The organism is Pseudomonas sp. R38(2017), from assembly GCF_002112395.1.
GTDB lineage: Bacteria > Pseudomonadota > Gammaproteobacteria > Pseudomonadales > Pseudomonadaceae > Aquipseudomonas.
The window spans coordinates 121439-146412 of the sequence record NZ_NEHN01000011.1; the positions used below are offsets into that span (position 1 = coordinate 121439).

Genomic DNA, 24974 nt, shown 5'->3' on the forward strand with positions numbered 1-24974 from the left:
AGCGCTGGCAATTGCCCTGTTGCACTTTCTTTTCTGGCGCCAGAAAGAAGTGGCCTACCCGTCTTCCGGGAGATTGGCTATTTGTTTGGTCCGCCCCCGGGACTAACGTAGCCACACATTCACTCGCCCCGGAGAGTCACCATGAAACCTCGTGCCGATTTCTACACCGCTTCCCCAGACGCCCTGAAAGCGATGATCGCCCTGGAAACCGCCGTTTCGAAACTGCCGCTGGAAAAGACCCTGATCGAATTGGTGAAACTGCGCGCTTCGCAAATCAACGGCTGTGCGTTCTGCATCGACATGCACACCGCTGACGCGATCAAGGGTGGCGAAACCCCACGTCGCTTGTTCGCCGTGACCGCCTGGCGTGAAGCGCCGTTCTTCACCGACCGCGAACGTGCCGCGCTGCTGTGGACCGAGTCCCTGACCCAACTGAGCCTGACCCACGCCCCGGATGAAGATTACGAAGCCGTCGCTGCCCAGTTCTCGCCGAAAGAAATGGTCGACCTGACCGTGGCGATCAGCACCATCAACAGCTGGAACCGTCTGGCCGTGGGCTTTCGCAAAACCCCACAGGCCTGATCGATCAATGTGCATCGGCACTCGGCGCGGCCGGTGGTTGCACCTTGCGCATCAAGGGCACCATCGCCGTGGCGATCACGAAGCACACCATGATCATCAGGAACGTGTCGCCGTAGGTTTGGGTCTGCGCCTCGCGGTAGGTCAGCAGCCATAACTGATGCAGACCGGCGGTGATGCCGACATCACCGCTCTGACCCAGTGCGGCGAAGTTGCCGCCGACCTGGGCCAGCCACTGGTTCAAGGCTTCGTTGCTGCTGTTCAGATGCTCGGCCAACCGGGTGAAGTGCAGGTTGGTGCGGTCGTTGAGAATGGTCGCGCACGCGGCAATCCCGATTGCGCCGCCCAGGTTGCGCATCAGGTTGAACAGGCCCGAGGCGTGTTTCAACCGCGCCGGGGCCAGACCACCCAACGTCAGCGTCACCGCCGGCGGCACCGCCAGTTGCTGGGCAATCCCGCGCAGGGCTTGCGGCAACATCAACTGCCCGGCACCCCAATCGTGGGTGATCGGACTGAATTCCCACATCGACAACGCGAACAACGCCAGGCCCGCCATCATGATCCAGCGTAGATCGAGGCGATTGGCCAGAAAGGCGTACAGCGGAATCGCCATGATCTGGAACACTCCGGTGGAAAAAACCGCCAGACCAATGTCCAGCGCGCCATAGCCGCGCACCCGGCCGAGAAACAGCGGCGTCAGGTAAATCGTCGCGAACAGGCCGATCCCGGTGACGAAGGAAAAGAAGCAGCCGAGGGCGAAGTTGCGATCCTTGAGGGCGCGCAGGTCGACGATCGGATTGGCCACGTGCAGCGTGCGACCGACGAACGCCAAGCCGGCCAGGGCACTGATCCACGCGGTGGTGAGGATGGTCTGGTCGCTGAACCAGTTCCAGCGCGGACCTTCTTCGAGGGTGTATTCCAGGCAGCCGAGAAACAGCGCGAGAAACACCATGCTCAGATAGTCCGCACCCTTGAGCAGCGACAGTTCCGGCTGGTCGATCTTGACCAGCATCGGCACCGCCACGGCGACGAAAATCCCCGGCACCAGGTTGATGTAGAACAGCCAGTGCCAGGACGAAATATCGGTGATCCAGCCGCCGATCACCGGGCCCAATGTCGGTGCCAGCGAGGCCACGGCGCCAATGGTCGCGGCGGCGATTACCCGCTGTTTGCCGGTGAAGAAAAAGAACGCCGTGGTGAACACCAGCGGAATCATCGAGCCGCCGAGAAACCCTTGCAGCGCCCGAAAGGCGATCATGCTCTGGATGTTCCAGGCCGCGCCGCACAACAGGCTGGCGAGGGTAAAACCGACTGCCGAAGCACAGAACAGCCAGCGTGTAGAAAACACCCGTGACAGCCAACCCGACAACGGGATCACGATGATTTCGGCGATCAGGTAACTGGTCTGCACCCACGCCGTTTCATCGGTGCCAGCGGACAACCCTCCACCGATATCGCGCAGCGAGGCCGAGACAATCTGAATGTCCAGCAACGCGATGAACATGCCGATGCACATGGTGGCGAAGGCGAACACTTTGGTCGCCGTCGCCATCTCGGCGGCATTGAACGGCTGCGCAGGGACGGCGAGGGCGCGGCTCATGGCGCGCTGGCCACGGCGGTGGTTTCGGGCTGGCGGGTGTCGACTTCAGCGGTCACCGACAGGCCCGGACGCAGGTGGCCGAGCACGCTGTCGGCGGGGTCGAGCAGGATCCGCACCGGCACCCGCTGGACGATTTTGGTGAAGTTGCCAGTGGCATTTTCCGGCGGCAGCACGCTGAATTGCGAACCGGTGGCGGGGGCGAGGCTGTCGAGGCGGCCGTGGAATTCCTGGCCGGACAACACGTCGGCGTGGATGCTCACGCGCTGGCCGGGTTTCATCCGCGCCAGTTGGTCTTCCTTGAAATTGGCATCGACCCACAGGCCGCTGGCCGGCACCACCGACAACTGTTGCGAGCCGGCCTGGGCGTAAGCGCCGACCCGCGCGCGGCGGTTGCCGATCACGCCGTCGACCGGGGCGCGCAGTTCGGTGTAGCCGAGGTTGAGTTGTGCCAGGTCACGTTCGGCCCGGGCTTGCTGGAGGGCGGCGCGGGCCTGTTGTTTCTGGGTTTCGATCACTGCGAGTTGGCGTTGCGCAGCCAGCAATTCGGCCTGAGCCTTGGCGCTCAAGGCTTGCGCAGTCTTGAAGGTAGCGTCGGCCCGTTGCGCGCTTTCCACCGAGACTGCGTTGGTGGTCACCAGACGCTTGTAGCGGGCGTTGTCGTCCCGTGAACGGGCGGTTTCGGCACCGGCAGCATCGATGCCGGCGCGGGCCTGACCGATCACCGCTTCTTGCAGTTGTTCAGTGGCGTCGAGGTTGGCCAGCAGCGCTTCTTCGGCGGCGACCGCACCTTCGGCCTTGGCCAGATTGGCGCGATAGTCGCGCGCGTCGAGGCGGATCAGCACGTCGCCGGCCTTCACGGACTGGTTGTCGCTGACCAGCACCTCTTCGATGTAACCGGCCACCTTCGGCCCGATCACCGTGACGTCACCGCCGATGTAGGCATCGTCGGTTTCTTCGAGAAAGCGTCCGGCGCCCCACCAATGCACGGCATACAGCCCGGCGAACACGAGCGCGGTCAGCCCCGCAGTGGGCAACAGCAGGCGTTTGAGCAGGGGAGGTTTGGGAGTGCTGACCGGAACGGCGAGGTCGGGTTCAACGGTGGGCATGCTGGTCATGGCGTAATCCTGCGAAGCGAGGGTGTTATTACGGCTGTAATATGACGTGAGTAATATTTTGTGGCAATTGATTTTTATCGCCGGTCGTCAGTTGCTTACCTGAGCCAGGTGCCGGGTGTGCTGCCGGTAATGGATTTGAAGAACGCAATGAATGCGCTGTCGCTGGCGAAGCCCAGTTCAAACGCGCAATAGCCGAGGTTGCGCCCGGTGGCGAGCAACTCCATGGCGCGCATCAATCGCCATTGCTGACGCCATTGTTGATAGCTCATGCCGGTTTCGCGCTGGAAGATCCGGCCGATGGTGCGGCTGCTGGCGCCGATCTGTTGCTCCAGCACTTGCAGCTCCGGTGGCAATTGATCGGGCTGTGCAAGCAGGGGGGCGAGACGCTTGTCTTGCGGCAATGGCAAAAGCATCGGTTGCTGCGCCGCGTCACGGATTTCACTCAGGCACAGCCCCAGCAAGTGGACGAATTTGCCCTGCTGCCAATCGGTGGCGAAATCAGCAATCGCCATCGGTTCAAGCACGGCGCGCAGCAGCGGGCTGACCTCGATCACGCAGACTTGTTGCGGCAGCTCGCGGCACAACTCGGGCGTCAGGTAGATGGAGCGATAGTCGACGCTTTGCTGCATCACCGCCCGATGCGTGACGCCACCGGGAATCCAAGCCGCCCGCGACGGCGGCAGCAGACACAGCTGCTGCGCCAGCGTGATGCGCGTGCAGCCCTGTCGGGTGTAGAGCAGTTGCCCGCGCTGATGACGATGCAGGCCGGAGTCGTGATCGCCGAGGGTGGAAGCGATGCCGACTACCGGCGCCGGGAAGCGATCCGGGTCAAAACGGTCGTGGGCTTCGAGCCAGGCCATGAGTTGTCCGATTTCAACGATAAATTGTCAGGGTTCGGATAATACGCCAGCCACGGCTTTTTAAACTCCTCGGCGTTTTTGTTGAAGAGTCATGGTGATGAGTCATAGAACTTTTTTGATGTTGGCGATTGCACTGCTGATGTTTCCGCAGATCGCCCAGACGTTGTTCAGCCCGGCGCTGGGGGATATCGGCCGTGCGTTCGATGTTGGTCCGCAAGCGGCGGCGCAGACATTGTCGGTGTACTTCCTGGCGTTTGCCTTTGGCGTGGTGACGTGGGGGCGGGTGTGTGACCGGATTGGCCGGCGGCCTTCGATGCTCTCCGGTCTGGCGATTTATGCGCTTGCCTGCGTTCTGGGCTTGAGCGTTCGCAGCTTCAACGGTCTGTTGATGGCTCAGGCGCTGGCGGCATTCGGCGCCGCCGTTGGCTCGGTGGTGACCCAGACGTTATTGCGTGACCGCTATCGCGGGACCGAACTGGCCCAGGTGTTTTCTCTGGTGGGCATGGCACTGGCTGCCAGCCCGGCCATCGGTTTGTTCAGCGGTGCGAGCCTGGTTCAGGGCTTCGGCTATCGCGGCGTGCTCGTTGCGTTGCTGCTGCTGGCTTCGATCTTGTGGATCTGGAGTTGGCGCACCTTGCCGGAAACCCGTCCGTCGCAACTCACCTCCGTTGGCCTGTTCGTAACCATGGGCGACATGTTGCGCGATCCCGGCATCTGGCGTTCGGCGCTGTGGATTGCATCGTTCAATGTCGCGTTGTTCAGCTATTACAGCCTCGGGCCTTTCCGGTTCGAACGTCTCGGCCTGAGTGGCGAGTGGTTCGGCTACAGCGGCGTGGTGCTCGCATTGGCCTCAGGGTTTGGAGCATGGCTGAACAAACGATTGCTGCAAATCGGTTGCCGTCCTCTGCAGTTGATTCGCCTGGCAGCGCTCACCGGTTTGTTCGGTGGCATCGGCGTGTGGCTGCTGCAGGCGTATGTCTGGTTCGTACTGCCGATGCTGCTGGTGGTACTGGCGTTCGGCATGGCGATCCCGAATATTCTCGGCGCAGCCTTGCGCAATTACACGGATCGTCTGGGCACCGCCGGTGCATTGTTGGGGCTGTTTTATTACCTGCTGATCGGGGCGGGGTTGATGTTGGCAGCGTGGTCTCAGGCCCTCGGGGAAACCCTGATGATCTGCAACTTGCTCGCGTTATCGCTGGCGATCCGCGCTAAAAAGGCATTTGTTTAAGAAATGTAAGCAATGTAGGAAGCGTCTTGCAATTGTGTAGGAAGGCTCTGACTATCACTGCAGTTGATGGGATGGCATTAAGCCATTTGATTGCAAGGATGTTGAGTGCCGTATTCGATTCGCGCTGTTACCCGTTGTAGTTTTCTGCCTCGCCCGCTGTTGTCGGCCTTGTTGTTGAGTGTGTGTGCGCCCAGCGTTCTTGCCGCCGAACTGTCGAATCCAGGCCAGGAAGTGTTGCGCCAGCAGCAACAGCAACAGCGCGATCTGCAACAACTGCAACTTGAACAGCGCAAGCGGCAACTGGAGCGCGGCGCGTTCGGCCCGACGCCTGCCACCCCGGCCATTCCCGATTCGATCAAACCCGACGAACGCTGCTGGCCCCTGAGCGGCACGCGCATCGGCGGCGTCACGCTGATCGACAAAGACCAGCTCAATACCCGCATCCAGCCGCTGCTGGCGCCGTGCATGGGTGTCGGCCAGATCAACCATTTGCTGGCGACTATCACTGCGCTCTACGTGGAGAAGGGCTACATCGCCAGCCGTCCGTACCTGAGCAGTGCACCGGCAGCGGGGCAGTCGCTGGATATCCTGATCGACGAAGGCTACATCGAGTCCATCGAACTGGCCGACCAGAGCCTGCCGGTGTCCCTCGGCGGTGCGTTTCCGGGCATGCTCGGCAAGCCGCTGAACCTGCGGGATCTGGAGCAGGGGCTGGATCAATTGAACCGTCTGCGCTCGCTTGATCTGACCGCCGACATCGCTCCCGGCAGCCAGCCCGGTGCGTCCAAAATCATCCTGCGTTCACGGACCTTGGGGCCGTCGCGCTGGACCCTTGGCGTCGGTTTCGACAACCTTGGCAGCGCCAGCACCGGGCGCGACCGCAACACGCTGAGTCTGAGCCTCGACAGTCCGCTGGAACTCAACGACCTGTTGAGCGTGAGTGCCAGCGACACCCTCAACCGGGGTGATCGCTACAACCGCAACGCCAGCCTCTATTACGCAATTCCCTACGGCTATTGGACGTTCAGCACCTTCGCCAGCCACGCCGAATATCGCGCGCCGTTCAAGCTCAGCGCGGCGACCCTGCACAGCACCGGCATCACCGATCAGCTCAGCCTGCGCGCCGACCGCGTGTTGTGGCGCGACCAGAGCCATCAGCTCAGCGCCAACCTGCAACTGGCGCACAAGGATGTCGACAGTTACCTGGAAAACGTCCGTCTCGGCGTCCAGAGCCCAACCCTGACCGTGGCCGAGGCCGGGCTCAATCTGTTCTGGCTCGATCGTGCGGTGTGGAACCTGGATTTCAACTACGCCCAGGGTTTGCGCTGGCTCGGCGCCGACGACGATGCCGATCGCCAGGTCAAGAACCTGCCCAAAGCGCAGTTTCGTAAATACCGCGCCGGCCTCAGCCAATGGCGCAACGGTCAACTCGGCGCGCAAGCCTGGCAATGGCAGAGCCAACTCAATTTGCAGTACAGCCCCGATCCGCTGCCGGCCATCGAACAACTGCTCGGCACCGACGATTCCGCCGTGCGCGGTTACCGGGTCAGCAGTGCGTCGGGCGCCAGCGGTGCGATCTGGCGCAACACCTTGCGTCTGCCATTGCGCAACGATTTTCCGGTGCAGCTCACCCCGCGCGTCGGCGTCGACCACGGCTGGATCAAGGCCGATCACGGTGCCTCGATTCAACGCCTGAGCGGCGCCAGCATCGGTCTCAATCTGGGCTGGAAAAACCTGCAAGTGGATGTTGATTACCAACGCAGCCTCAACACCCCGACCGGCCTGCACTGCGAGCCTGAAACCTGGCTGATGCGGGTCGGATTACAGATATGAACGTCAGTGAACAACAGCCATCGGACCTGAGCGCGACAGCCGTGGCCTTCAACTCAACGCGCAACGTGATGCCGCACTACATGGAGAGTTTTTTATGCCAATGAATACCTTTGCGTTTCATCTTTCCCCACGGGGCAAACTGCGCTGGGCCATCGCCAGTCTATTCCTGGTCGCTCACCTGCCGGGCGCCATGGCTGGCGGTGTGGTGGTCGCGCCCGGCCCCGGCGGCACCGCGCAATTGCAAACCCAGGGCGGCGTCCCGATCGTCAACATCGTTGCGCCGAATGGCTCGGGTCTGTCGCACAACCAGTTCCTCGACTACAACGTCGACCGTCAGGGCCTGGTCCTGAACAACGCCTTGCAGGCCGGGCAATCGCAGCTCGCCGGGCAACTGGCGGCCAACCCGCAATTGCAGGGGCAGGCGGCGAGCGTGATCCTCAACGAAGTGATCAGCCGCAACCCGTCGGCCATCAACGGCGCCCAGGAAATCTTCGGTCGCGCCGCCGACTACGTGCTCGCCAACCCGAACGGCATTTCGGTGAACGGCGGCAGTTTCATCAACACGCCGAACGCCAATCTGGTGGTCGGCCGTCCCGAGCTGAACGACGGCAAGCTGCAAGCCCTGAGCACCCGCGACGCCACCGGTCAGTTGCAGATCCAGAGCGGTGGGCTGCGCAATGGCGAAGGCTCGATCAACCTGATCGCACCGCGTATCGATAGCCAGGGTGCAATCACTGCGCGTGATCAACTGAATCTCACCGTCGGGCGCAATCAGATCGACTACGCCAGCGGCCAAGTGAAAGCCGTGGACCCAGCGGGCAACACCACCGATCAACGAATCGACGCCAACCTGTTCGGCGCGATGCAGGCCGGGCGCATCAACATCGTCAGCACCGCTGAAGGTGCAGGCGTGAAGGTCGGCGCGGTGCAAGTCGCCGGGCGTGACGGTGTACAGATCCGTTCGGCTGGCGACTTGAGCGTCAGCGGCCAGGCGATCCCGGACAGTCTCGACCTGACCCGTGCCGGCATTCGCAGCAGCCAGGGCGACGTTGGCCTGCACAGCGGCAAGGACCTGACGCTGGCCGCCACCGACGTCAGCGGTCGCGACGTGAAGGTCGATGCCAAGCGCAACCTGACCCTGACCACCGTCGAAAGCCGCAAGCTCCAGGAGCAGCGCGAGAACTGGAACAACAGCACCATCGGCATCACTTGGGAAACCTACGAGCGCACCAAGACCGATAGCGATTCGCGCCAGCACGGCAGCCAGGTCATCGCCAGCCGCGACGCGCAACTGTCGTCCGGCAAAGACACCGAACTGAAAGCCGCCAAGGTCGAAGCGAAAAACAACCTCAGTGTGCAAAGCGGCGGCGACCTGCGCCTGACTGCCGCCACTGAAAGCCGCACCCAGACCGATCAGGGCAAGCACCGCAAACACCTGTGGAAAGCCGACTGGGACAGCAGCAGCGAAGAGCAGCGCAGCGTCACCAGCCAGTTGAAGGGCGGCAACATCGCCCTGCAAACCGCCGCACTGTTGCGCTCCGAAGGCGCCGAAATCGACAGCGCCGGCGATCTGCAACTGGCCGGTAAACAGGTGGAAATCACCACTGCGACCCGCACCAACCGCAGCAGCGACAACCGCTATTCCGGTGATCTGGTCGGCGGTGGTTTCTTCGGCAAGACCGGCGATGCCGACAAGGGCCAGACCCAGCATCAGGGCAGCAAGATCAACGCCGCCGGCAAACTGGTGGTCAAGGCCGACGACGTGCGCATCAGCGGCAGCCAGGTACGCGGCGGCCAGGACGCCAGCGTGATCAGCGACAACGGTTCGCTGACCATCGACGGCGTGCAGGACACCTCGCACAGCAACAACCATGACAAGGACAGCAAGTTCTTTGGCATCACCAAGGACGAGTCGCGCCAGAGCAGCAAGGACAGCACCACGGTGCGCAGCGAGCTGGCTTCCGACAGCAACCTCAAGCTGAAAAGTGCCAAAGACATCGAAGTCGCCGGCTCCACGGTCAAGGCCGGCGGTTCGCTGACGGCGGATGCGGCCGGTGATGTGAATGTGCATTCGACGCAGAACACCCACGACAGCAGCAACAGCACCCAGACCCGTGGCTTCGACGCCTACGCCAAGGAGCAGACGGCGGAGCAGTACCGCGCCGGCGTGCATTACGAAGACAAGGCGCAAACCGTCACTGCCAACGACGTCACCCAGCAGGGCTCCAGCCTCAGCGGCGGCAGCGTGCAGGTCAAGGCGGGCGGCGATGTGACGCTCAAGGGTGCCGAGGTGAAATCCACTGTTGGCGACACCACCCTGAGCGGCAAAAACGTCTCGTTGCTGGCCGAGCAGGACAGCCACAGCACCTCGACTGAAACCCGCAGCACCGGCGGCGGTTTCTACTACACCGGCGGCCTCGACCGCGCGGGCAGCGGCGTGGATTTCTCGCACAGCACCTCGCAAGACACCACCGGCAAAACCACCGCACAAACCACTGGCGTGCAGAGCAGCGGCAGCCTCAACATCAACGCTGACAAACTCGCCACCGAGGGCGCGCAACTCAAGTCCGGCAACGGTCTGAACGTCGTCGCCAACGAAGTCGACAACCGTGCCGCCAGCCACACCGAAAGCAGCACTCACAGCGAGAGCAACTGGTCGGCGGACATCGGCGCCAACGTCGAGTACAAAGACATCGCCCGGCCGATTGCCGGCGCCGTGAAAGACGTGCTCGACGGCAAGGTGCCGGACAAGGACGCACTGGCCAATCTCGGTCAGCCGAACGTCGGTATCGACGTGGCAATCGGTCATGCCAGCGCCGATAAAACCGGGCAGAGCAGCAACGCGGTGGTCAGCCGGTTCGATGGCAAGACCGTGGACGTGAAGGTCGGCGGCACGCTGCACGATCAGGGCACCCAGTACAACGCCAGCGCCGGCAAAGTGAACATCAGCGCCGACAAACTGGTGGCCGACGCGGCCAGCAACACCCGCAGCAGCACCGAGAATTCGGTGGATGCCAAGGTCGATGTGCGCGTCTACACCAAGACCGGTGAAGACGTGAACGTGGCCAGCAGCGGCGCGGGTGGCAGCAGTCAGTCGAGCAAGGGCAGCTCCACGGCGGTGGTCGGCGGTTACGCCGGTAGCCAGGGTGTGAACATCAATGTCGGCGGCAATGCCCAGTTCGAAGGCAGCCGTTTCGACGGCGGGCAGGGCGGCGTCAGCATCAAGACTGGCGGTGATCTGGCCCTGAATCAGGCCAACGATAGTCAGAGCAGCGACAGCTCCAGCCTGCGCGGCAACGGCTCGCTGACCGTCGGCACCTTGCCGGGCACCGAGGGCACCAACGTCGATCTCGGCGCGGGTTTTCAGCTCGATCACAAAGGCAACCAGACCACCGACACCCAGGCGCACGTCGCCAGCCTCAGCGGTAACGGCTCGGTGCAATTGAGCAGCGGCGGCAATCAGGTGCAGCAAGGCACCAAGATCGACAGCGCTGGCGCTATCGACCTTAAGGCTGACGGCAAGCTCGACCTGCAAGCGGCCTCCGACTCGCACGTCGCCACCGGCAGCAATCTCGGCGGCGGTTTGAAGGCCGGCGGCAGCAAAACCAGCAGCGAGAAGAGCCGCGATCAGGGCGGCAACCTCAGCGGCAACTTCAACATCGGTCGGGTCAACGAGAACACGCAGACCCTCAGCGGCGGCCAGCTCAACAGCCAGAACGACATCACGTTGAGCGGTGATTCGGTTCACCTGCAAGGCACTCAGGTCAGCGCGCCAAACGTCGGCATCGATGCGCAGAAGGGCGGTTTCGTGCAGGAGTCCGCGCAGTCCACCGACAGCCGCAACAACTGGAATGTGGCGTTGAATGCCGGTGGCAATCTGAGCAAAAGCACACCGACCACCGCCGATGAAAAAGTCAGCAGCGATCACGGTTTCAATGCCGGTGCCAAGGTCGGCGTGGATTACCTGCAAGGCACCACCCAACAGAACAGCCAGATCAAGGCTGACACTGTGGCGCTGAACAGCGCGGGCGATGCGAGCCTGAACGGTGCGCGGATCGATGTGCGCAACGTCAGCGGCAACGTGGCCGGTGATCTGTCGGTCGAAAGCCGTCAGGACTCCAGCACTCACGCCAAGGTCGATGTCGATCTGGGTCTGACTGCCAAGAGGACCCCGGCCGACGACAAGGGAAAACTCGCGGGCACCGACTACAAGCCAACGCTGAAAGTCGACGGCGAATACGCGCACAAGGACAGCGTGAAACAGGCCTCCGGCATCAGCGGTAGTCAGGGTGTGAACCTCACCGTCGGTGGTGCTACCCAACTGACCGGTGCGCGGGTGTCGGCAGAGCAAGGCAAAGTCGACCTGGGCGGTTCGAAGGTCAGCAGCAGCGATCTGAGCAACCGTGATTACGGCGTGAAAGCCGGCCTGGATCTGCCGCACAAAACCGAAGAAAACGCGCCGAAGGTGTCGCTTGAAAACGGCAACCTGAAAGTCGGACCGGTGACCCTGAGCGGTTATCTGGACAGTCAGTCCCTGCAAGCGGGGATCGACGAAAAAGGTTGATTCACCGTCAGTGAAACCGGCGGGAGCGAGCCTGCTCGCTCCCGCTTCTAATGGACACCCCGCTCAAAACGGCAGCCATTGTCGTTTCCCGTCAAGTCGATGAATGCACGCGCTCTAAACTCGGGTGAAACCGGGAGGCCGCGCCATGCAAAGCAACAACGTCGAACACCTGCGAACCCAGCTGGCCTGCGCCCTGCGCTGGGCCGCGCGTCTGAACCTGCACGAGTCCATCGCCAACCATTTCAGCGTGGCCACTTCAGCGGACGGTCGCGAGTTTCTGATCAACCCTTACGGCAAACATTTCTCGCGTATCCGCGCCAGTGATCTGCTGCTGCTCGACGCGGACGAACCGGCCAGTCTCGACCGCCCGGACGCCCCGGACATCACCGCCTGGGCCTTGCACAGCGCCTTGCACCGCAATCACCCCCAGGCCCGTTGCATCCTGCACACCCACAGCAAATACGCGACGACGCTGGCCTGTCTGAAGGATTCGCGGCTACCACCGATCGAGCAGAACAGCATGCGGTTTTTCGAGCGGGTGGCGATCGATGACAGCTTTGACGGGATGGGCCTTGGCGATGAGGCGGAGCGGGTCAGTCGGTTGCTCGGCGACAAACCGATCCTGCTGATGGGCAATCACGGCTTGTTGGTCGCGGCACCGAGCGTGGCCCAGGCGTTTGATGATCTGTATTACTTCGAGCGGGCTTGCGAGGTGTACATCACCGCGTTGGCGACCGGGCGCGAATTGCGTGTGGTCAGCGATGAAGTGGCGCGCAAGACGTGTCGACAATGGCTGGATTATCCGGGGTTTGCCGACAAGCATTTCAACGCATTGATGAGCATCCTCGATGAGGAAGAACCGGCGTACCGACAGTGACTCATTCTTGCGATAAGTGCGTCTTGCTCAACGGCTGGCGCATCACCGGAGCGCTCCACGCCTGACGCCGGTCCTCGCTCGGCGGGCAGCCGAAACGTGCGCGGTAAGTGCGGGAGAAATGCTCCAGCGAGCCAAACCCTGAACACGCCGCCACCTGGGCCACGCTCATTTGCGTCTGTTGCAGCAGGTTGTGCGCCCGGGCCAGGCGCAGGGTGATGTAGTACTTGAGTGGCGAGAGCCCGGTCTGATGTTTGAACTGGCGCTCCAGTTGCCGCCGCGACAGGCCGACCTCGCTGGCAATCGCCTCGCAGTCCAACGGTTCTTCCAGAGCCTTTTCCATCAACTGCACGGCGTGGCGGATCTTGTTGCCGTACATCCCGCTGTTGCCCAGGCCGCCGTCGAGCTGATTGTCCGCCGGGGCGCGCATCTGGCCCATCAACAGGTGCAGGCCGATTTCTCGGGCCAGGTCCGCATCGATGCGCTGGCCGATCCAGCCCAGCAGCATGTCGAGAATGGTGGTCGCACCGGCGCAGGTCAGGCGCTGGCGTTCGAGGGTGTAGAGCTGTGGTCGGGCGTGGACTTTAGGGTAACTCTCCTGAAAAGCCTGCAGGTTGTCCCAATGCACCGCCGCTTCGTAGCCGTCGAGCACACCGGCGGCGGCCAGCAGTTCGGTGCCGGTTTCCACGCCGATCAACACCGCGCCGAACAGCGCCTGCTTGCGCAGCCAACTCTTGAGCGCCGGATTGCGGCTGTGTTGATGCACCTCGAAACTGGCCAGCACCACGCAGGCGTCGAAGGCCTGCTCGGTGTTCAAGCCGTCATCGGCGATGCTCGCCAGACCGTTGCTGGCGGCTACCGGGCCGGGTTGCAAGGACAACAACGTCCACTCGAACAGCGTGCGCTGGCTCAGCCAGTTGGCGATGGCCAGCGGCTCCAGCACCGCCGCCAGACCGAAATTGGAGAACGCCGGCAACAACAGCACCGCCACTCGCAGCGGTGCTTCATTGCGCGGTACAGCTTCAGCGGATCGGGTCATCGCCATCTCGGCTTCATCGTTGTTCGGTCTGCCAGTGCGGGTTGATCCACACCGGTACATCGAGGGCTGGCAACGGCGCGAGGTTACGGATCAGGTCGCTGGCCTTTTCCGCGATCATCACCGTCGGTGCGTTGGTGTTGCCGCTGACGATCACCGGCATGATCGACGCGTCCACCACGCGCAAGCCGTCGAGGCCGTGCACTCGCAATTGCGGGTCGACCACCGCTTCAGGATCGTCCGCCGGGCCCATCTTGCAGGTGCCGCTGGCATGGTAGCCGGTTTCCGTGACCTGCCGCGCCCAGGCGTCGAGTTCGGCGTCGGTCTGCACCGAACGGCCCGGCACCAGTTCTTCACCCTTGAACGGGGCCATTGCCGGTTGCTCGATGATCTCGCGCACCAGCCGTGCCCCGGCGCGCATGTCGGCACGGTCCTGCGCGGTCTTCAGGTAATTGAACAGAATCCTCGGCGGCCGTCGGGGTTCGGCGCTTTGCAACGTCACGCTGCCGAGGCTGGTGGGGCGCATCAGGTCGATATGGATCTGGAACGCGTGGGCCGGCACCAGCTCGACACTGCCCGGTTGCACGGCCAGCGGCATGAAAGTCAGCTGCAGATCCGGGTGTTCGACGCCGGCCCGGGAGCGCAGAAAGGCGCCGGCCTCGAAATGATTGCTCGCCGCCAGGCCATCGTGGCGCACGAACCAGCGCGCGCCGATCCACCATTTGCCTGGCGCGGTGGTCCAGCGATACAGCGACACTGGTTGCTTGCAGCGAAATTGCACGACCGCATCCGGGTGATCGTTGAGGCGTTTGCCGACGCCCGGCAGGTCGTGCACGACGCTGATGCTGAGGTCGCGCAGTTCTGCAGCCGGACCCACCCCCGAGAGCAACAGCAACTGCGGCGAGTTGATCGCCCCGGCGGTCAGCAGCACTTCCCGGCGGGCGCGAACGGTGTTCGTTTCACCGTTCTGCTCATATTCAATCCCGACCGCCCGCCGCCCTTCGAACAGGATGCGCAGAGCCAACGCATCGGTCATCACGCGCACATTGCCCCGTGCCAATGCTTCGCTCAAATAACCGCGCGAAGTGCTCCAGCGCCGACCGTTACATGTGGTGCGGTCGACCGGGCCGAAAGCTTCCTGACGGAAACCGTTCAAGTCCTCGCTGACCCCATAACCGGCCTCGGCACCGGCCGCGATAAACGCCGCGCACAACGGTGTTTCGACATCGCCGGGAGTGACGTGCAAATGGCCGCGGGCACCGCGATATTCATCGCCGCCATCGGCGTGAGTCTGCGCACGCTTGAAGTACGGCAGCACCTCGCGATAGCTCCAGCCAATGCAGCCCTGTTCAGCCCAGCTGTCGTAGTCCCTGGCATGGCCACGGATGTAGACCATGCCGTTGATCGACGATGAACCGCCGAGGGTGCGGCCTCTCGGCGTGCCGATTCGGCGGCCGTCGAGGTACGGCTCCGGCTCCGACTGATAGCTCCAGTTGTAGCGCGAGCCACCCACAACAAGGCCCACGGCGGACGGCATGTCGATCGTCCAGCTCTTGTCCTCGGGCCCGGCTTCCAGCAGCAGGATGCGCACGTTCGGGTCTTCGCTCAGGCGATTGGCCAACACGCAACCAGCCGAGCCGGCGCCCACGATCAGGTAATCAAACCCGGTTTCGTCCATGGTTTGCTCCGTTCTGACAAATGACGAGGAAAGGGCGGATCAGTCCACGCAATGGCCGTGAATGCCGTTGAACACCAAGCGATGAAAGTGATGCACCAGATGCTCGCTTTCATTGCTGCGCTGGGCGTCGATCATGTAGCGGCCCTGGTCATAGCCGAGCGAGTGCAGGCCCTTTTGCACCGAGATGTTCAGGGCGATGTCCTCGGGGCCGAGGTCTTCGTTCATCCACTTCATGCATGCGGTGCTGACGACGGCGGTCTCGGGATTGCTGGAGTAGTAACCGAAGCGCAGCAGCGAGCGCTCGGCATCCAGCGGAATCATGATGAACGAGCCGAGAAACTCGGAGAACGGGAAGGTGTAGAAGGTGTTGTTCGGCCACATGCCGATGTTGAAAAAGCATTCCTGCGGGTTCGGCTCGCTTTTCAGCGGCACGCCATAGGCCTCGGTCGCCGACAGGTTGGCCGGTGCAGCGTAGGTCCACCAGTTGTCGCGTTTGATCAACTGATAGCCCTTGAAATCGATCAGTTTGGCGAGGTCGATGTGGCACGGGCCGGACAGTTTGAAGTGATAGCCCTCGATGGAATTGTCCATGATCACTTTCCAGTTGGCCGGCACGATCACGTCCTGTTCCTCAATCAGGCGCATGTCGGCCAGATCCGGAAACACCCGGCGCATTTCTTCGTCGGCACCGGGGAACAGATCCCGCAACGACGGTGCATTCGGATCGAGATTGAAGTAGACGAAGCCGCCGAGTTCTTCGGTGCGCACCTGCGGAATGTTGAACTGCGCCAGCTCGAAATTCTTCATCCGCTCGCAACGGGGCGCACCGCGCAGGCTGCCGTCCATCTGGTAGCACCACGAGTGATAGGCACAGCGCACCACGCCGCCGGTAGTACCACGGCGTTCTTCGAGCAAGCGATTGCCGCGATGCTGACAGACGTTGTGAAAACCATGAATTTGCCCCTGCCGGTTCTTCGCCACCACTACGCTCTGATCGAACAGATCGGTGACCACAAACTGCCCCGGCTCGGCGAACTCACTCACATGCCCGGCGACATGCCAGGCCTTCATGAAAATGTTGTCGCGCTCGGCACGGAACAGACTGTCGTCGTAGAAATAACGCGAGGGCAGGGTGAAGGCCTGCTCCGGATCCTGCTGATCCCAGGCGTCGACCGGGCTGTGCTGCTTGCGGGTCTGGAAACTGTGCATGAGGCGATCTCCACGGCTTGTTGTTGTGGGATCTAATCTAGGGTGCTGGACGGTGTGGGGGTTGATGGATTGCGACCAGTTGCTGGACGGAATGATCAATCGCACGCTGGACCGTGGAGGCCTTGACAGCCCTGCGATAATGAAACTTCACCGCCATCACGATGCAGAGGAAATTTCTCCATGGACAATCAAGCGCTCAAGGCCTTGTTCGACCAGCAGTCCGCTGTCTATGACAAACAGTGGAGCGGCATGGCGCCCATTCGTGATGCTCTTTATTTGCTGCTGGATTCGGTGTTCGCGGGCCTGCCGGAGAATGCCCGGATTCTCTGTGTCGGTGTGGGCACCGGTGTGGAAATGGCGCATCTGGCGCAGCGGTTTCCCGGCTGGCAATTCACTGGGGTCGACCCTTCGGGTGCGATGCTCGATGTGTGCCGTCAAAGAGCAACTGAAGGCGGCTTCCTGGCCCGTTGCCGTTTTCACGAAGGTTATCTCGATACGCTGACGGATGAGCCCGGTTATGACGGTGCGACCTGTTTTCTGGTGTCGCAGTTTTTGCTCGATCCGCAGGCCCGTATCGGCTTTTTTCACGAGATTGCCCGTCGTCTGCTGCCGGGAGGGGGTCTGGCGAATGCTGATCTCGCCTCTGACACCGCGTCGCCGGCCTACGAAGCATTGCTGCGTCACTGGATGACGCTGATGGCTTCGGCCCAGGTGCCGCCGCAAATGCTCGAACGAGCGCGTGCCGCGTATGCCAGCGATGTGGCGATCCTGCCGGCGCCACAGGTCGCAGGACTGATCGAGTCGGCGGGGTTCGAGGCGCCGGTTCAGTTCTTTCAGGCGGGGTTGATGCATGGGTGGTTTTGCTTGCGCAAAGCGGAGGTTGTCGCGGGTTAGAGCGCTGGAGGTGTCGTGGGCTACTGGAAAAATCCCGGATGACGGCTAGCGTCATGAAACGGATGCTCACTGCAAGGGACTGACGGAGTGCAATTTCATGGGCAAGAAGTTCGGCAGCAGTTGGTGGATTGATGAAGGGGTGTTGATGTCGGATGAGCGGGCGGAGGATCTTGCAGCGGCCGCCAAACATTTTCCGGATGAGTACGACCCGATGATCTTTCTCACCGGCGATGCCCACCGGGAACCGCCGTTTCAGTGGGCGGCTCAGGGTGTATGGGCAGACTTCTTCGGACCGCTGATCGAAGACAACAAGATCGTCTGCCATGTCGAGCAGTATCCAAGGGACGTCACGCGTCAGTCAGTGCCGCCGTTATTCGCGCCGGTTTTCGACCGGGGCAAGGTTTTCGGCTGGGAGCACTCGGTTTTCCCGATCCTTGAAAACCTGATGAAGAATTACTACAACAAAGCGCAAGACTTTCCCGCCAATGTCATGGTTGCATTCGTCCAAGGCATGCTGGACGACTGCAAAAAAGTCGCGGACATGGGATTTCTAAAGGCCGAGTACAAGGCCCTCACAGATTTTGCCAGGCCCTACGTGGGAGAGAGGACGGGGTTCGAGAAGTTTCAGGATCTGTTCAGTGCTCCCCCATCGCCAACTACGCGGCTGTCAGCCAAGGACGGTGGCAAGTTCAAGGAACTCTATTCGAACTACGTGAAGGCCGGCATGGGATTGCGCACTGGCATTCATCCCTACATCGCGCCTTCGATCCAGCACCTCATCGACACTTACCGTGACCACATGCACTTGATTACTTGCGGTGATGCGCACCTGCTGGTCAATCCCCTGTATCAGTACCTGCACCCACCGGTGGGCTGCTTCGGGATTGTCGATCCGGATCAGGGAAAAGGTATCGGCAAGGTCAAAGGCAAATAGGGTGTTTGCATCCTCTTGTCGAAGGGCCCAGGAATGATTTGCCGGGCTTAATGGGAAGTATTACCATTCTCTCCCCTTTCCTCAGCACGCCGCAATGATTCCCATGCTGCCCCGCAGACCCGGCTTTCTCGAGCATTACGAAGAGTTGATCGGCACCTGGACCCGTCGCCTGCGCAATCGCTCGCAGGCCGAGGATCTGGCGCACGACACCTTTGTGCGTGTGCTCGAATCCGATTCGTCGGCGGTGCAGCAGCCCCGGGCGTATCTGCACCAGACCGCGCGCAACATCGCGGTGGACGGTTATCGGCGTGAGGACCGGCGGGGTGCCATGGAGTCGGAGGCGATCGATCTCAGTGAGTCGCCGACCGGTGACCCGGAGCATTACATGCATGCGATCCAGCTGGCCGATTCCATCGAACGGGCGCTCACCGAGTTGCCGGTCAACTGCCGGCGGATTTTCGTCTGGCAGAAGATCGAAGGCCTGACCCAGGCGGAAATCGCCGAGCGCCTGGGCCTGTCCAAGAACATGGTGGAAAAGTATATGATCCGCACCCTGCGGCATCTGCGTGATCGCCTGGACGGGGCGCAATCATGAGCCGCGGCGTCTTTTCATCCCCAGCCAAACAGGACATTCCATGATGGATACTCGTGATTGCGCGTGCGGGCAAACAACGGTGCGCGATGAGGCGGCACGCTGGTTTGTGCGTTTGCAGGAGCCTGCTGTCGACGCCGAACAATATCGGAACTTCGAAGCCTGGCTGAACGAACATCCGCAGCACCGAGACGAATTCCAGTTGCTGCAAGGCCTGTGGACGGCGGCGGATCTGCTGCCGGCGCCACGGCTGAAGGCTCTGTGTGAAACCCCGCCGGCGCGTCGTGAGCGCCGTCCGTTGCTGCGGTATGCGGTGGCGGCCAGTGTGGTCGCGGTGGCTCTCGGGCTCGGTCTGTTCAGTGGCTTGAATCACCCGGCAGGTTACAGCGCCGAATTCGCCACGGCGCTGGGCGAGCGTCGCCATGTGGCATTGCCGGACGGCTCGGTGATCGATCTCAACAGCCGCAGCCGCTTGCAGGTGCGTTTCGAGAAAGATCGGCGGCTCATCGAGCTGACCGAAGGCGAGGCGATGTTCAGCGTCGAACACGATACCTCGCGGCCGTTCGTGGTCGACGCCGGTAGCGGCAGGGTCACGGTCACCGGTACTCGGTTCGATGTGCGCCGCGACGTGACGCAAACCCGGATCGCGGTAGAGCAGGGGACGGTCAAGGTGCAGGGGCGGAATGCGCCGGACAACGAGTTCATCAACCTGACGGCCGGCCTCGGCACCCATGTCGATGCCCATGGCGTGGTGGCCCAGGCCTATGCAGTCAACCCGGCGGAACTCACGGCGTGGCGCAGCGGCAAACTGGTGTTCAACAACGCCAGTCTCAGTGAAGTGGTCGATGAAGTGTCTCGTTATCGCGAGAGGCCGCTGACCGTCGCCAACCCGACGGTGGCCAATCTGCGTCTGACCAGCGTGTTCAAGTCCGACAACACCGACGCCTTGCTCAAGGCCTTGCCGAACATTCTTCCGGTGGCCGTGCGTACCCACGCCGACGGCAGCCAGGAAATAATTTCAAAATAAAATTCAGGTTTTTTTCGAGTTCGTCGTCTTCCTGTTCAACTGCAACTGGTTTGCATTAACAGCCGCACACTCTTGCGATCCACAGGACTCCGTTCGACGTGAAAAACACCACTGCCAACAACAAAAAATCCCCTTGGTTACCGCTGGCGCTCGCACTGGCGGTCAACGCTGCGATGCCGCTGGCATTCGCCGCCGATGCCATTCATATCCGCGCGCAGCCACTGGGCCAGGCGCTGAGCGAACTGGGTCAGCAAACCTCGCTGCAGGTGTTTTTCAGCCCGGACCTGGTCGCCGGCAAACAGGCTCCGGCCGTCGATGGCAATCTTTCGCCGGAGGATGCGCTACGCCAGTTGCTGCAGGGCAGTGGCTTGAACTATCAGATCAATGAAGGCTCGGTGACCCTGTCGCCAGCGCCGACCGCAGCCGCCAACGGCCCGCTGGAACTGGGCGTGACCGACATCAAAGTAGTCGGTGACTGGCTCGGCGATGCTGATGCCGCCGTGGTGCAGAACCATCCGGGCGCGCGGACTGTAATTCGCCGCGAAGCCATGGTCGAGCAGGGCGCAATGAACGTCAGCGACGTCCTCAAGCGTGTGCCGGGTGTGCAGGTGCAGGACTCCAACGGCACCGGTGGCAGCGATATCTCGTTGAACGTCGGCGTACGCGGCCTGACTTCGCGCTTGTCGCCTCGCTCCACCGTACTGATCGACGGCGTGCCGGCAGCGTTCGCGCCGTATGGTCAGCCACAACTGTCGATGGCACCGATTTCCTCCGGCAACCTCGACAGCATCGACGTTGTGCGCGGCGCCGGTTCCGTGCGCTATGGGCCACAGAACGTCGGCGGAGTGATCAACTTCGTGACCCGTGCGATCCCGGAAAAAGCCACCGGTGAAATCGGCACCACCCTGGAAACCACCCGTTATGGCGGCTGGAAGCACATCGACACTGCTTTCCTCGGCGGCACCGCCGACAACGGCATGGGCGTGGCGCTGTTGTACTCCGGCGTCAATGGCAACGGTTACCGCGAGCGCAACAACGGCAACGACATCGACGACGTGCTGCTCAAAACCCACTGGGCGCCGACCGATCAGGACGATTTCAGTCTCAATTTCCACTACTACGATGCCAGCGCCGACATGCCCGGCGGCCTGACGCAGAAGCAGTACGATGACAAGCCGTATGACTCGGTGCGCGACTACGACAACTTCAGCGGCCGCCGCAAGGACGTGTCGTTCAAGTGGATCCGCCAGATCGACGAACGCACTCAGGCCGAAGTGCTGACCTATTACACCGACAGCTTCCGTGGCAGCACCATCGCCGCCCGCGACCAGAAAACCCTGAGCTCGTACCCGCGCTCCTATTACACCCTGGGCATTGAACCACGCGTCTCGCGGGTATTCGATGTCGGCCCGACCACTCAGGAAGTCAGCGTCGGTTATCGCTACCTGAAAGAGGCCATGCACGAGCAGTCGAGCCGTCTGGCGCTGGTCAATAATGAGCCGGTGATCACCAAGACTTCCGACGGCCATGTGTTCCAGGACCGTACCGGCGGCACCGAGGCCAACTCGGTCTACGTCGACAACAAGATCGACGTCGGCAAATGGACCATCACCCCGGGCATTCGCTTCGAGCACATCAACACCGACTGGCACGACCGCGCCGTGCTCGACACCGCCGGCAAACGCGTGCCGGAGAAAAACCGCAGCATCGAGAGCAACGAACCGCTGCCGGCGCTGAGCGTGATGTATCACTTGTCGGACGCGTGGAAGCTGTTCGCCAACTACGAAACCTCGTTCGGCAGCCTGCAGTATTTCCAACTGGGGCAGGGCGGCTCGGGTGACCAGACGGCCAATGGCCTGGAGCCGGAAAAGGCCAAGACCTACGAGATCGGCACCCGTTACAACGATGATGTGTGGGGCGGTGAAGTGACGCTGTTCTACATCGACTTCGATGACGAGCTGCAATACATCAGCAACGACATAGGCTGGACCAACCTCGGCGCGACCAAACACCAGGGTATCGAGGCTTCGGTGCACTACGACATGGCGGCGCTGGATCCGCGCCTCGATGGCCTGACCGCCAACGCCGGTTTCACCTACACCCGCGCCACGTATGAAGGGGAGATTCCGGGCTTCAAGGGCCGTGACCTGCCGTTCTACTCGCGTCAGGTGGCAACGATCGGCCTGCGCTACGACATCAATCGCTGGACCTACAACATCGACGGTTTCGCCCAATCCAAACAGCGCTCGCCGGGCACCGGCGTGAATGCCGACGGCAGCTTCAGCAACAACTACATCACCGAAGGCACGGCGGACGGGCAGTACGGCGACATCCCGGGTTATGTGACCTGGAACGTACGCGGAGGCTATGACTTCGGTGCGCAGCTGTCGAACCTGAAGCTCGGCGCGGGGGTGAAAAACATCTTCGACAAGCAGTACTTCACCCGTTCCAGCGACAACAACTCAGGAATGTATGTCGGCGCGCCGCGTACGTTCTTCGTGCAGGCCAGCGTCGGTTTCTGACGCTGTTTGGCTCGTTCCCACGCTGCGTGGGAACGAGCTGGCTCAGACCTTCAGCGCTTTCCCGCCAATTGCTACCGCCACCAGCAGCGTCGCCATCAACCCGAAAGCAAAACTCAGGCTGCTGGCATGGGCGACAAACCCGATCACCGCCGGCCCAGCCAGAATTCCCGCGTATCCCAGCGTGGTGATCGCCGGCACGGCGATGCTTTCCGGCATCACCGTCTGTTTGCCCACCGCCGTGTACAGCACCGGCACGATGTTCGAACATCCGGCGCCGACCAGTGCATAACCGACCAGTGCCGCTTCCCAGCTCGGGGCGAACGTCGCCAGAAACAAACCTGCCGCCGCCAGCAGGCCGCCGAACAGAATGATCCGCGTCGCACCCAGTGCGCGAACGATCCGGTCACCGGTCAAACGGCCTGCAGTCATCGTCAGCGCGAACGCGGCATAACCCAGCCCTGCATAGGCCGTATCGATCCCGCGTTCCTGCGCCAGAAACACCGCGCTCCAGTCCAGCGCCGCGCCTTCGGTGAGGAACACGATGAAGCACATGCCGCCGATGAACAGCACGATTCCGTGAGGGATCGCGAACGCCGGCCCCGAGCTTTCACTGCCATAGGGCAACATGTGCGGCACAGCCTTGAACAGCGCTGCGATCAGCACCGCGACCACCACCAGCATCGCCGCCAATGGCGACAAACCAAGGCCGAGCAGGGCGCTGACGCCTGCCGCGCCGACGATCCCGCCGAGGCTGAACAGGCCGTGAAACCCCGACATCATGTTCTTGCCGCTGGCCCGCTCGACGATCACCGCTTGCAGGTTCACCGTCGAATCCACCGTGCCGAGCCCGGCGCCGAACATGAACAACGTAGCGATCAACGCCGGGATCGACGACACCGTTGCCAGCAACGGCAATGCCGCGCAGATCAATAAGGTGCCGCCGGTTGCCACACGCCGACAGCCGAACCGCGTGGCCAGAATCCCCGCCAGCGGCATTGCCAGAATCGAACCCACACCCAGACACAACAGCAACAGACCCAACGTCCCTTCATCGAGCCCGGCCCGTGCCTTGGCATACGGCACCAGCGGCGCCCATGCGGCGATGCCGAGCCCGGCGATGAAGAAGGCGATGCGCGTGGACATCTGTTGCAGGCGTCCGGGGACGAAGGTGTCGTTGGGCGTAAGACTGGTCATTGGAATCCTTGGCAAAAAACGTTTCAGCAGGGGACATCCTTGCACAGCTCTTCTGTGGGAGCGAGCCTGACTGATACATCGCCATCGCGAGCAAGCTCGCTCCCACAGGGAATTGCGTTTTAAAGTGGCGCTTCAGAAAACAGGAAAACACGGGGCGGTTCATGACGCAGTTCTACGATGCACGGGGCAATATCTACGGAGTGATTTCACCCCGGGCGCTGCGGGAGTCGGGCATCGACCTGCCCACCGATGCCGCGCAATGAGCCTTGTCCCGACAGGCGTGGAGCCGCGCCGCGATCACCCGGTGTTGCGACTGGTCCGACGATCAGCGACCTGCCGGCAGCAAGTCCCACCGCAGCGATGGCTTGCTGATCGGCCCGTTTCAATCCTCGCCTCCTTTCGATCTGCTGATCGTCAATACCGATGGCACGCTGGCCGAGCGCAGTGGCAACGGCTTGACGATTTTCTCTCAGGCACTGCTTGAGCAAGGGCTGATGCCGGAGCTGGGCGCATCGTTGCAGGTGCATCACGACAAGCTGGATGCGTCATCGCCGGTGCCCGTTGCCGTCAAACCGGCTGAGGTGGCGGGTGTACAAGGCTTCTGGCTGGAACTCGGGAAACCCGGATTCGGTCCGGCAGCCGTCGGTGCAGTCGGCGTTGAGCCCGTGCAGTTCAACAACGTGGAAGTCAGCCGCGTCCGGCCATTGGCGCAACTCGATCCTGCCTGGGAACACAGCCAGTTCGTGCGCATCGGCAATCCCCATTGCGTGACGCTGGTGCAGGACGAAGCCGCACTGCCGAGCAACGCGCAGATGCTTGAGTCGCCGCTGGCCGACAGCCTGACCGCCATCGCCTTCGCCATGCCCGTCGGCGCCGGCCAGCCCTGCCCGGCCGGGGTCAATCTGCAATGGGCGATGCGCGCCGGCGATCAACGCATCGCCGCACGAGTATTCGAACGGGGCGAAGGCCCGACGGCGTCTTCCGGCACCAGCGCCAGTGCAGTGGCGTGTGCGGCGTGGCGGGCAGGCTGGGTGTCGGCAGGTGAGGTGCAGGTGGTCATGCCGGGCGGGACGGCACCGGTATTACTGGAGGAACAGGGCGGTGATCTGACCGGCGTGCGCCTGTTCGGCACCGCGCATCAGACAAAAAGGTGAAGTCCCTTTCATGATCGTCCCCCCGGGAACGATGGATCCCTTGGACTTCACTGTGAGCCGGTTCGCTGCGGTTGTCGC

At 62.2% G+C, this 24974-nt stretch carries 17 protein-coding genes and 1 pseudogene; 11 read left to right on the forward strand and 7 right to left on the reverse strand.

The window, feature by feature from the left end:
- Positions 1-141: 141 nt before the first annotated feature.
- Entirely contained in the window at positions 142-582 is a 441-nt protein-coding gene (locus tag CAF87_RS25005) for a carboxymuconolactone decarboxylase family protein (protein WP_085712558.1), read from the forward strand.
- Between the two features lie 4 nt (positions 583-586).
- Here the strand turns inward: CAF87_RS25005 and CAF87_RS25010 are convergent, their stop codons facing one another.
- The 3 genes from CAF87_RS25010 to CAF87_RS25020 form a co-directional block, all read right to left on the reverse strand.
- On the reverse strand, positions 587-2179 hold the full coding sequence (locus CAF87_RS25010; protein WP_085733536.1) for a DHA2 family efflux MFS transporter permease subunit: 1593 nt from the start codon (positions 2177-2179) through the stop codon (positions 587-589).
- The gene (locus CAF87_RS25015) at positions 2176-3294 is read right to left on the reverse strand and encodes an HlyD family secretion protein (protein ID WP_085733537.1); all 1119 of its coding nucleotides are present in this window, start codon (positions 3292-3294) and stop codon (positions 2176-2178) included. The genes CAF87_RS25010 and CAF87_RS25015 overlap by 4 nt, the downstream gene beginning before the upstream one ends.
- A gap of 95 nt (positions 3295-3389) precedes the next feature.
- Positions 3390-4154 carry a helix-turn-helix transcriptional regulator gene (locus CAF87_RS25020; protein ID WP_085733538.1) on the reverse strand — a complete coding sequence of 255 codons (765 nt, stop codon included), beginning with the start codon at positions 4152-4154 and terminating at the stop codon, positions 3390-3392.
- 97 nt (positions 4155-4251) lie between these two features.
- On the opposite strand from CAF87_RS25020, the gene CAF87_RS25025 reads away from it, so the two are divergent.
- From CAF87_RS25025 to CAF87_RS25040, 4 genes are all read left to right on the forward strand, one after another.
- Positions 4252-5385, forward strand: coding sequence for an MFS transporter (locus CAF87_RS25025; RefSeq protein WP_085733539.1), 1134 nt, complete (start codon positions 4252-4254; stop codon positions 5383-5385).
- Positions 5386-5490: 105 nt separating this feature from the next.
- On the forward strand, positions 5491-7218 hold the full coding sequence (locus CAF87_RS25030; RefSeq protein ID WP_085733540.1) for a ShlB/FhaC/HecB family hemolysin secretion/activation protein: 1728 nt from the start codon (positions 5491-5493) through the stop codon (positions 7216-7218).
- A 94-nt stretch (positions 7219-7312) separates the two neighbouring features.
- Positions 7313-11782: a hemagglutinin repeat-containing protein gene (locus tag CAF87_RS25035; protein ID WP_085733541.1), complete on the forward strand. Its 4470-nt coding sequence runs from the start codon at positions 7313-7315 to the stop codon at positions 11780-11782.
- A 145-nt stretch (positions 11783-11927) separates the two neighbouring features.
- On the forward strand, positions 11928-12659 hold the full coding sequence (locus CAF87_RS25040; RefSeq protein ID WP_085733542.1) for a class II aldolase and adducin N-terminal domain-containing protein: 732 nt from the start codon (positions 11928-11930) through the stop codon (positions 12657-12659).
- Position 12660: 1 nt separating this feature from the next.
- Here the strand turns inward: CAF87_RS25040 and CAF87_RS25045 are convergent, their stop codons facing one another.
- The 3 genes from CAF87_RS25045 to CAF87_RS25055 are packed head-to-tail and all read right to left on the reverse strand — an operon-like array spanning position 12661 to position 16579.
- On the reverse strand, positions 12661-13695 hold the full coding sequence (locus tag CAF87_RS25045) for a GlxA family transcriptional regulator (RefSeq protein WP_085733586.1): 1035 nt from the start codon (positions 13693-13695) through the stop codon (positions 12661-12663).
- A gap of 13 nt (positions 13696-13708) precedes the next feature.
- Positions 13709-15370 (reverse strand): choline dehydrogenase, encoded by a 1662-nt coding sequence (locus tag CAF87_RS25050; RefSeq protein ID WP_085733543.1) that lies wholly within the window; start codon positions 15368-15370, stop codon positions 13709-13711.
- 39 nt (positions 15371-15409) lie between these two features.
- A complete protein-coding gene (locus CAF87_RS25055) occupies positions 15410-16579 on the reverse strand; it encodes an aromatic ring-hydroxylating dioxygenase subunit alpha (protein WP_085733544.1) in 1170 nt (389 codons plus the stop codon).
- A 180-nt stretch (positions 16580-16759) separates the two neighbouring features.
- Between CAF87_RS25055 and CAF87_RS25060 the strand changes: the two genes are divergently transcribed.
- The 5 genes from CAF87_RS25060 (at position 16760) to CAF87_RS25080 (ending at position 22548) form a co-directional block, all read left to right on the forward strand.
- Positions 16760-17473, forward strand: coding sequence for a class I SAM-dependent methyltransferase (locus tag CAF87_RS25060; protein ID WP_085733545.1), 714 nt, complete (start codon positions 16760-16762; stop codon positions 17471-17473).
- Between the two features lie 97 nt (positions 17474-17570).
- Entirely contained in the window at positions 17571-18407 is an 837-nt protein-coding gene (locus tag CAF87_RS25065) for a hypothetical protein (RefSeq protein WP_085733546.1), read from the forward strand.
- Positions 18408-18501: 94 nt separating this feature from the next.
- Positions 18502-19002 (forward strand): sigma-70 family RNA polymerase sigma factor, encoded by a 501-nt coding sequence (locus tag CAF87_RS25070; RefSeq protein WP_045121794.1) that lies wholly within the window; start codon positions 18502-18504, stop codon positions 19000-19002.
- 40 nt (positions 19003-19042) lie between these two features.
- Complete coding sequence (locus CAF87_RS25075) at positions 19043-20026, forward strand: FecR family protein (RefSeq protein WP_085733547.1); 984 nt, start codon at positions 19043-19045, stop codon at positions 20024-20026.
- A gap of 98 nt (positions 20027-20124) precedes the next feature.
- The gene (locus tag CAF87_RS25080; RefSeq protein ID WP_085733548.1) at positions 20125-22548 is read left to right on the forward strand and encodes a TonB-dependent receptor; all 2424 of its coding nucleotides are present in this window, start codon (positions 20125-20127) and stop codon (positions 22546-22548) included.
- Positions 22549-22590: 42 nt separating this feature from the next.
- Here the strand turns inward: CAF87_RS25080 and CAF87_RS25085 are convergent, their stop codons facing one another.
- On the reverse strand, positions 22591-23742 hold the full coding sequence (locus CAF87_RS25085; RefSeq protein WP_085733549.1) for an MFS transporter: 1152 nt from the start codon (positions 23740-23742) through the stop codon (positions 22591-22593).
- Between the two features lie 161 nt (positions 23743-23903).
- Here CAF87_RS25085 and CAF87_RS25090 point away from each other — a divergent pair.
- Positions 23904-24896 (forward strand): annotated as a pseudogene (locus tag CAF87_RS25090) (diaminopimelate epimerase).
- The last annotated feature ends 78 nt before the right edge of the window (positions 24897-24974 follow it).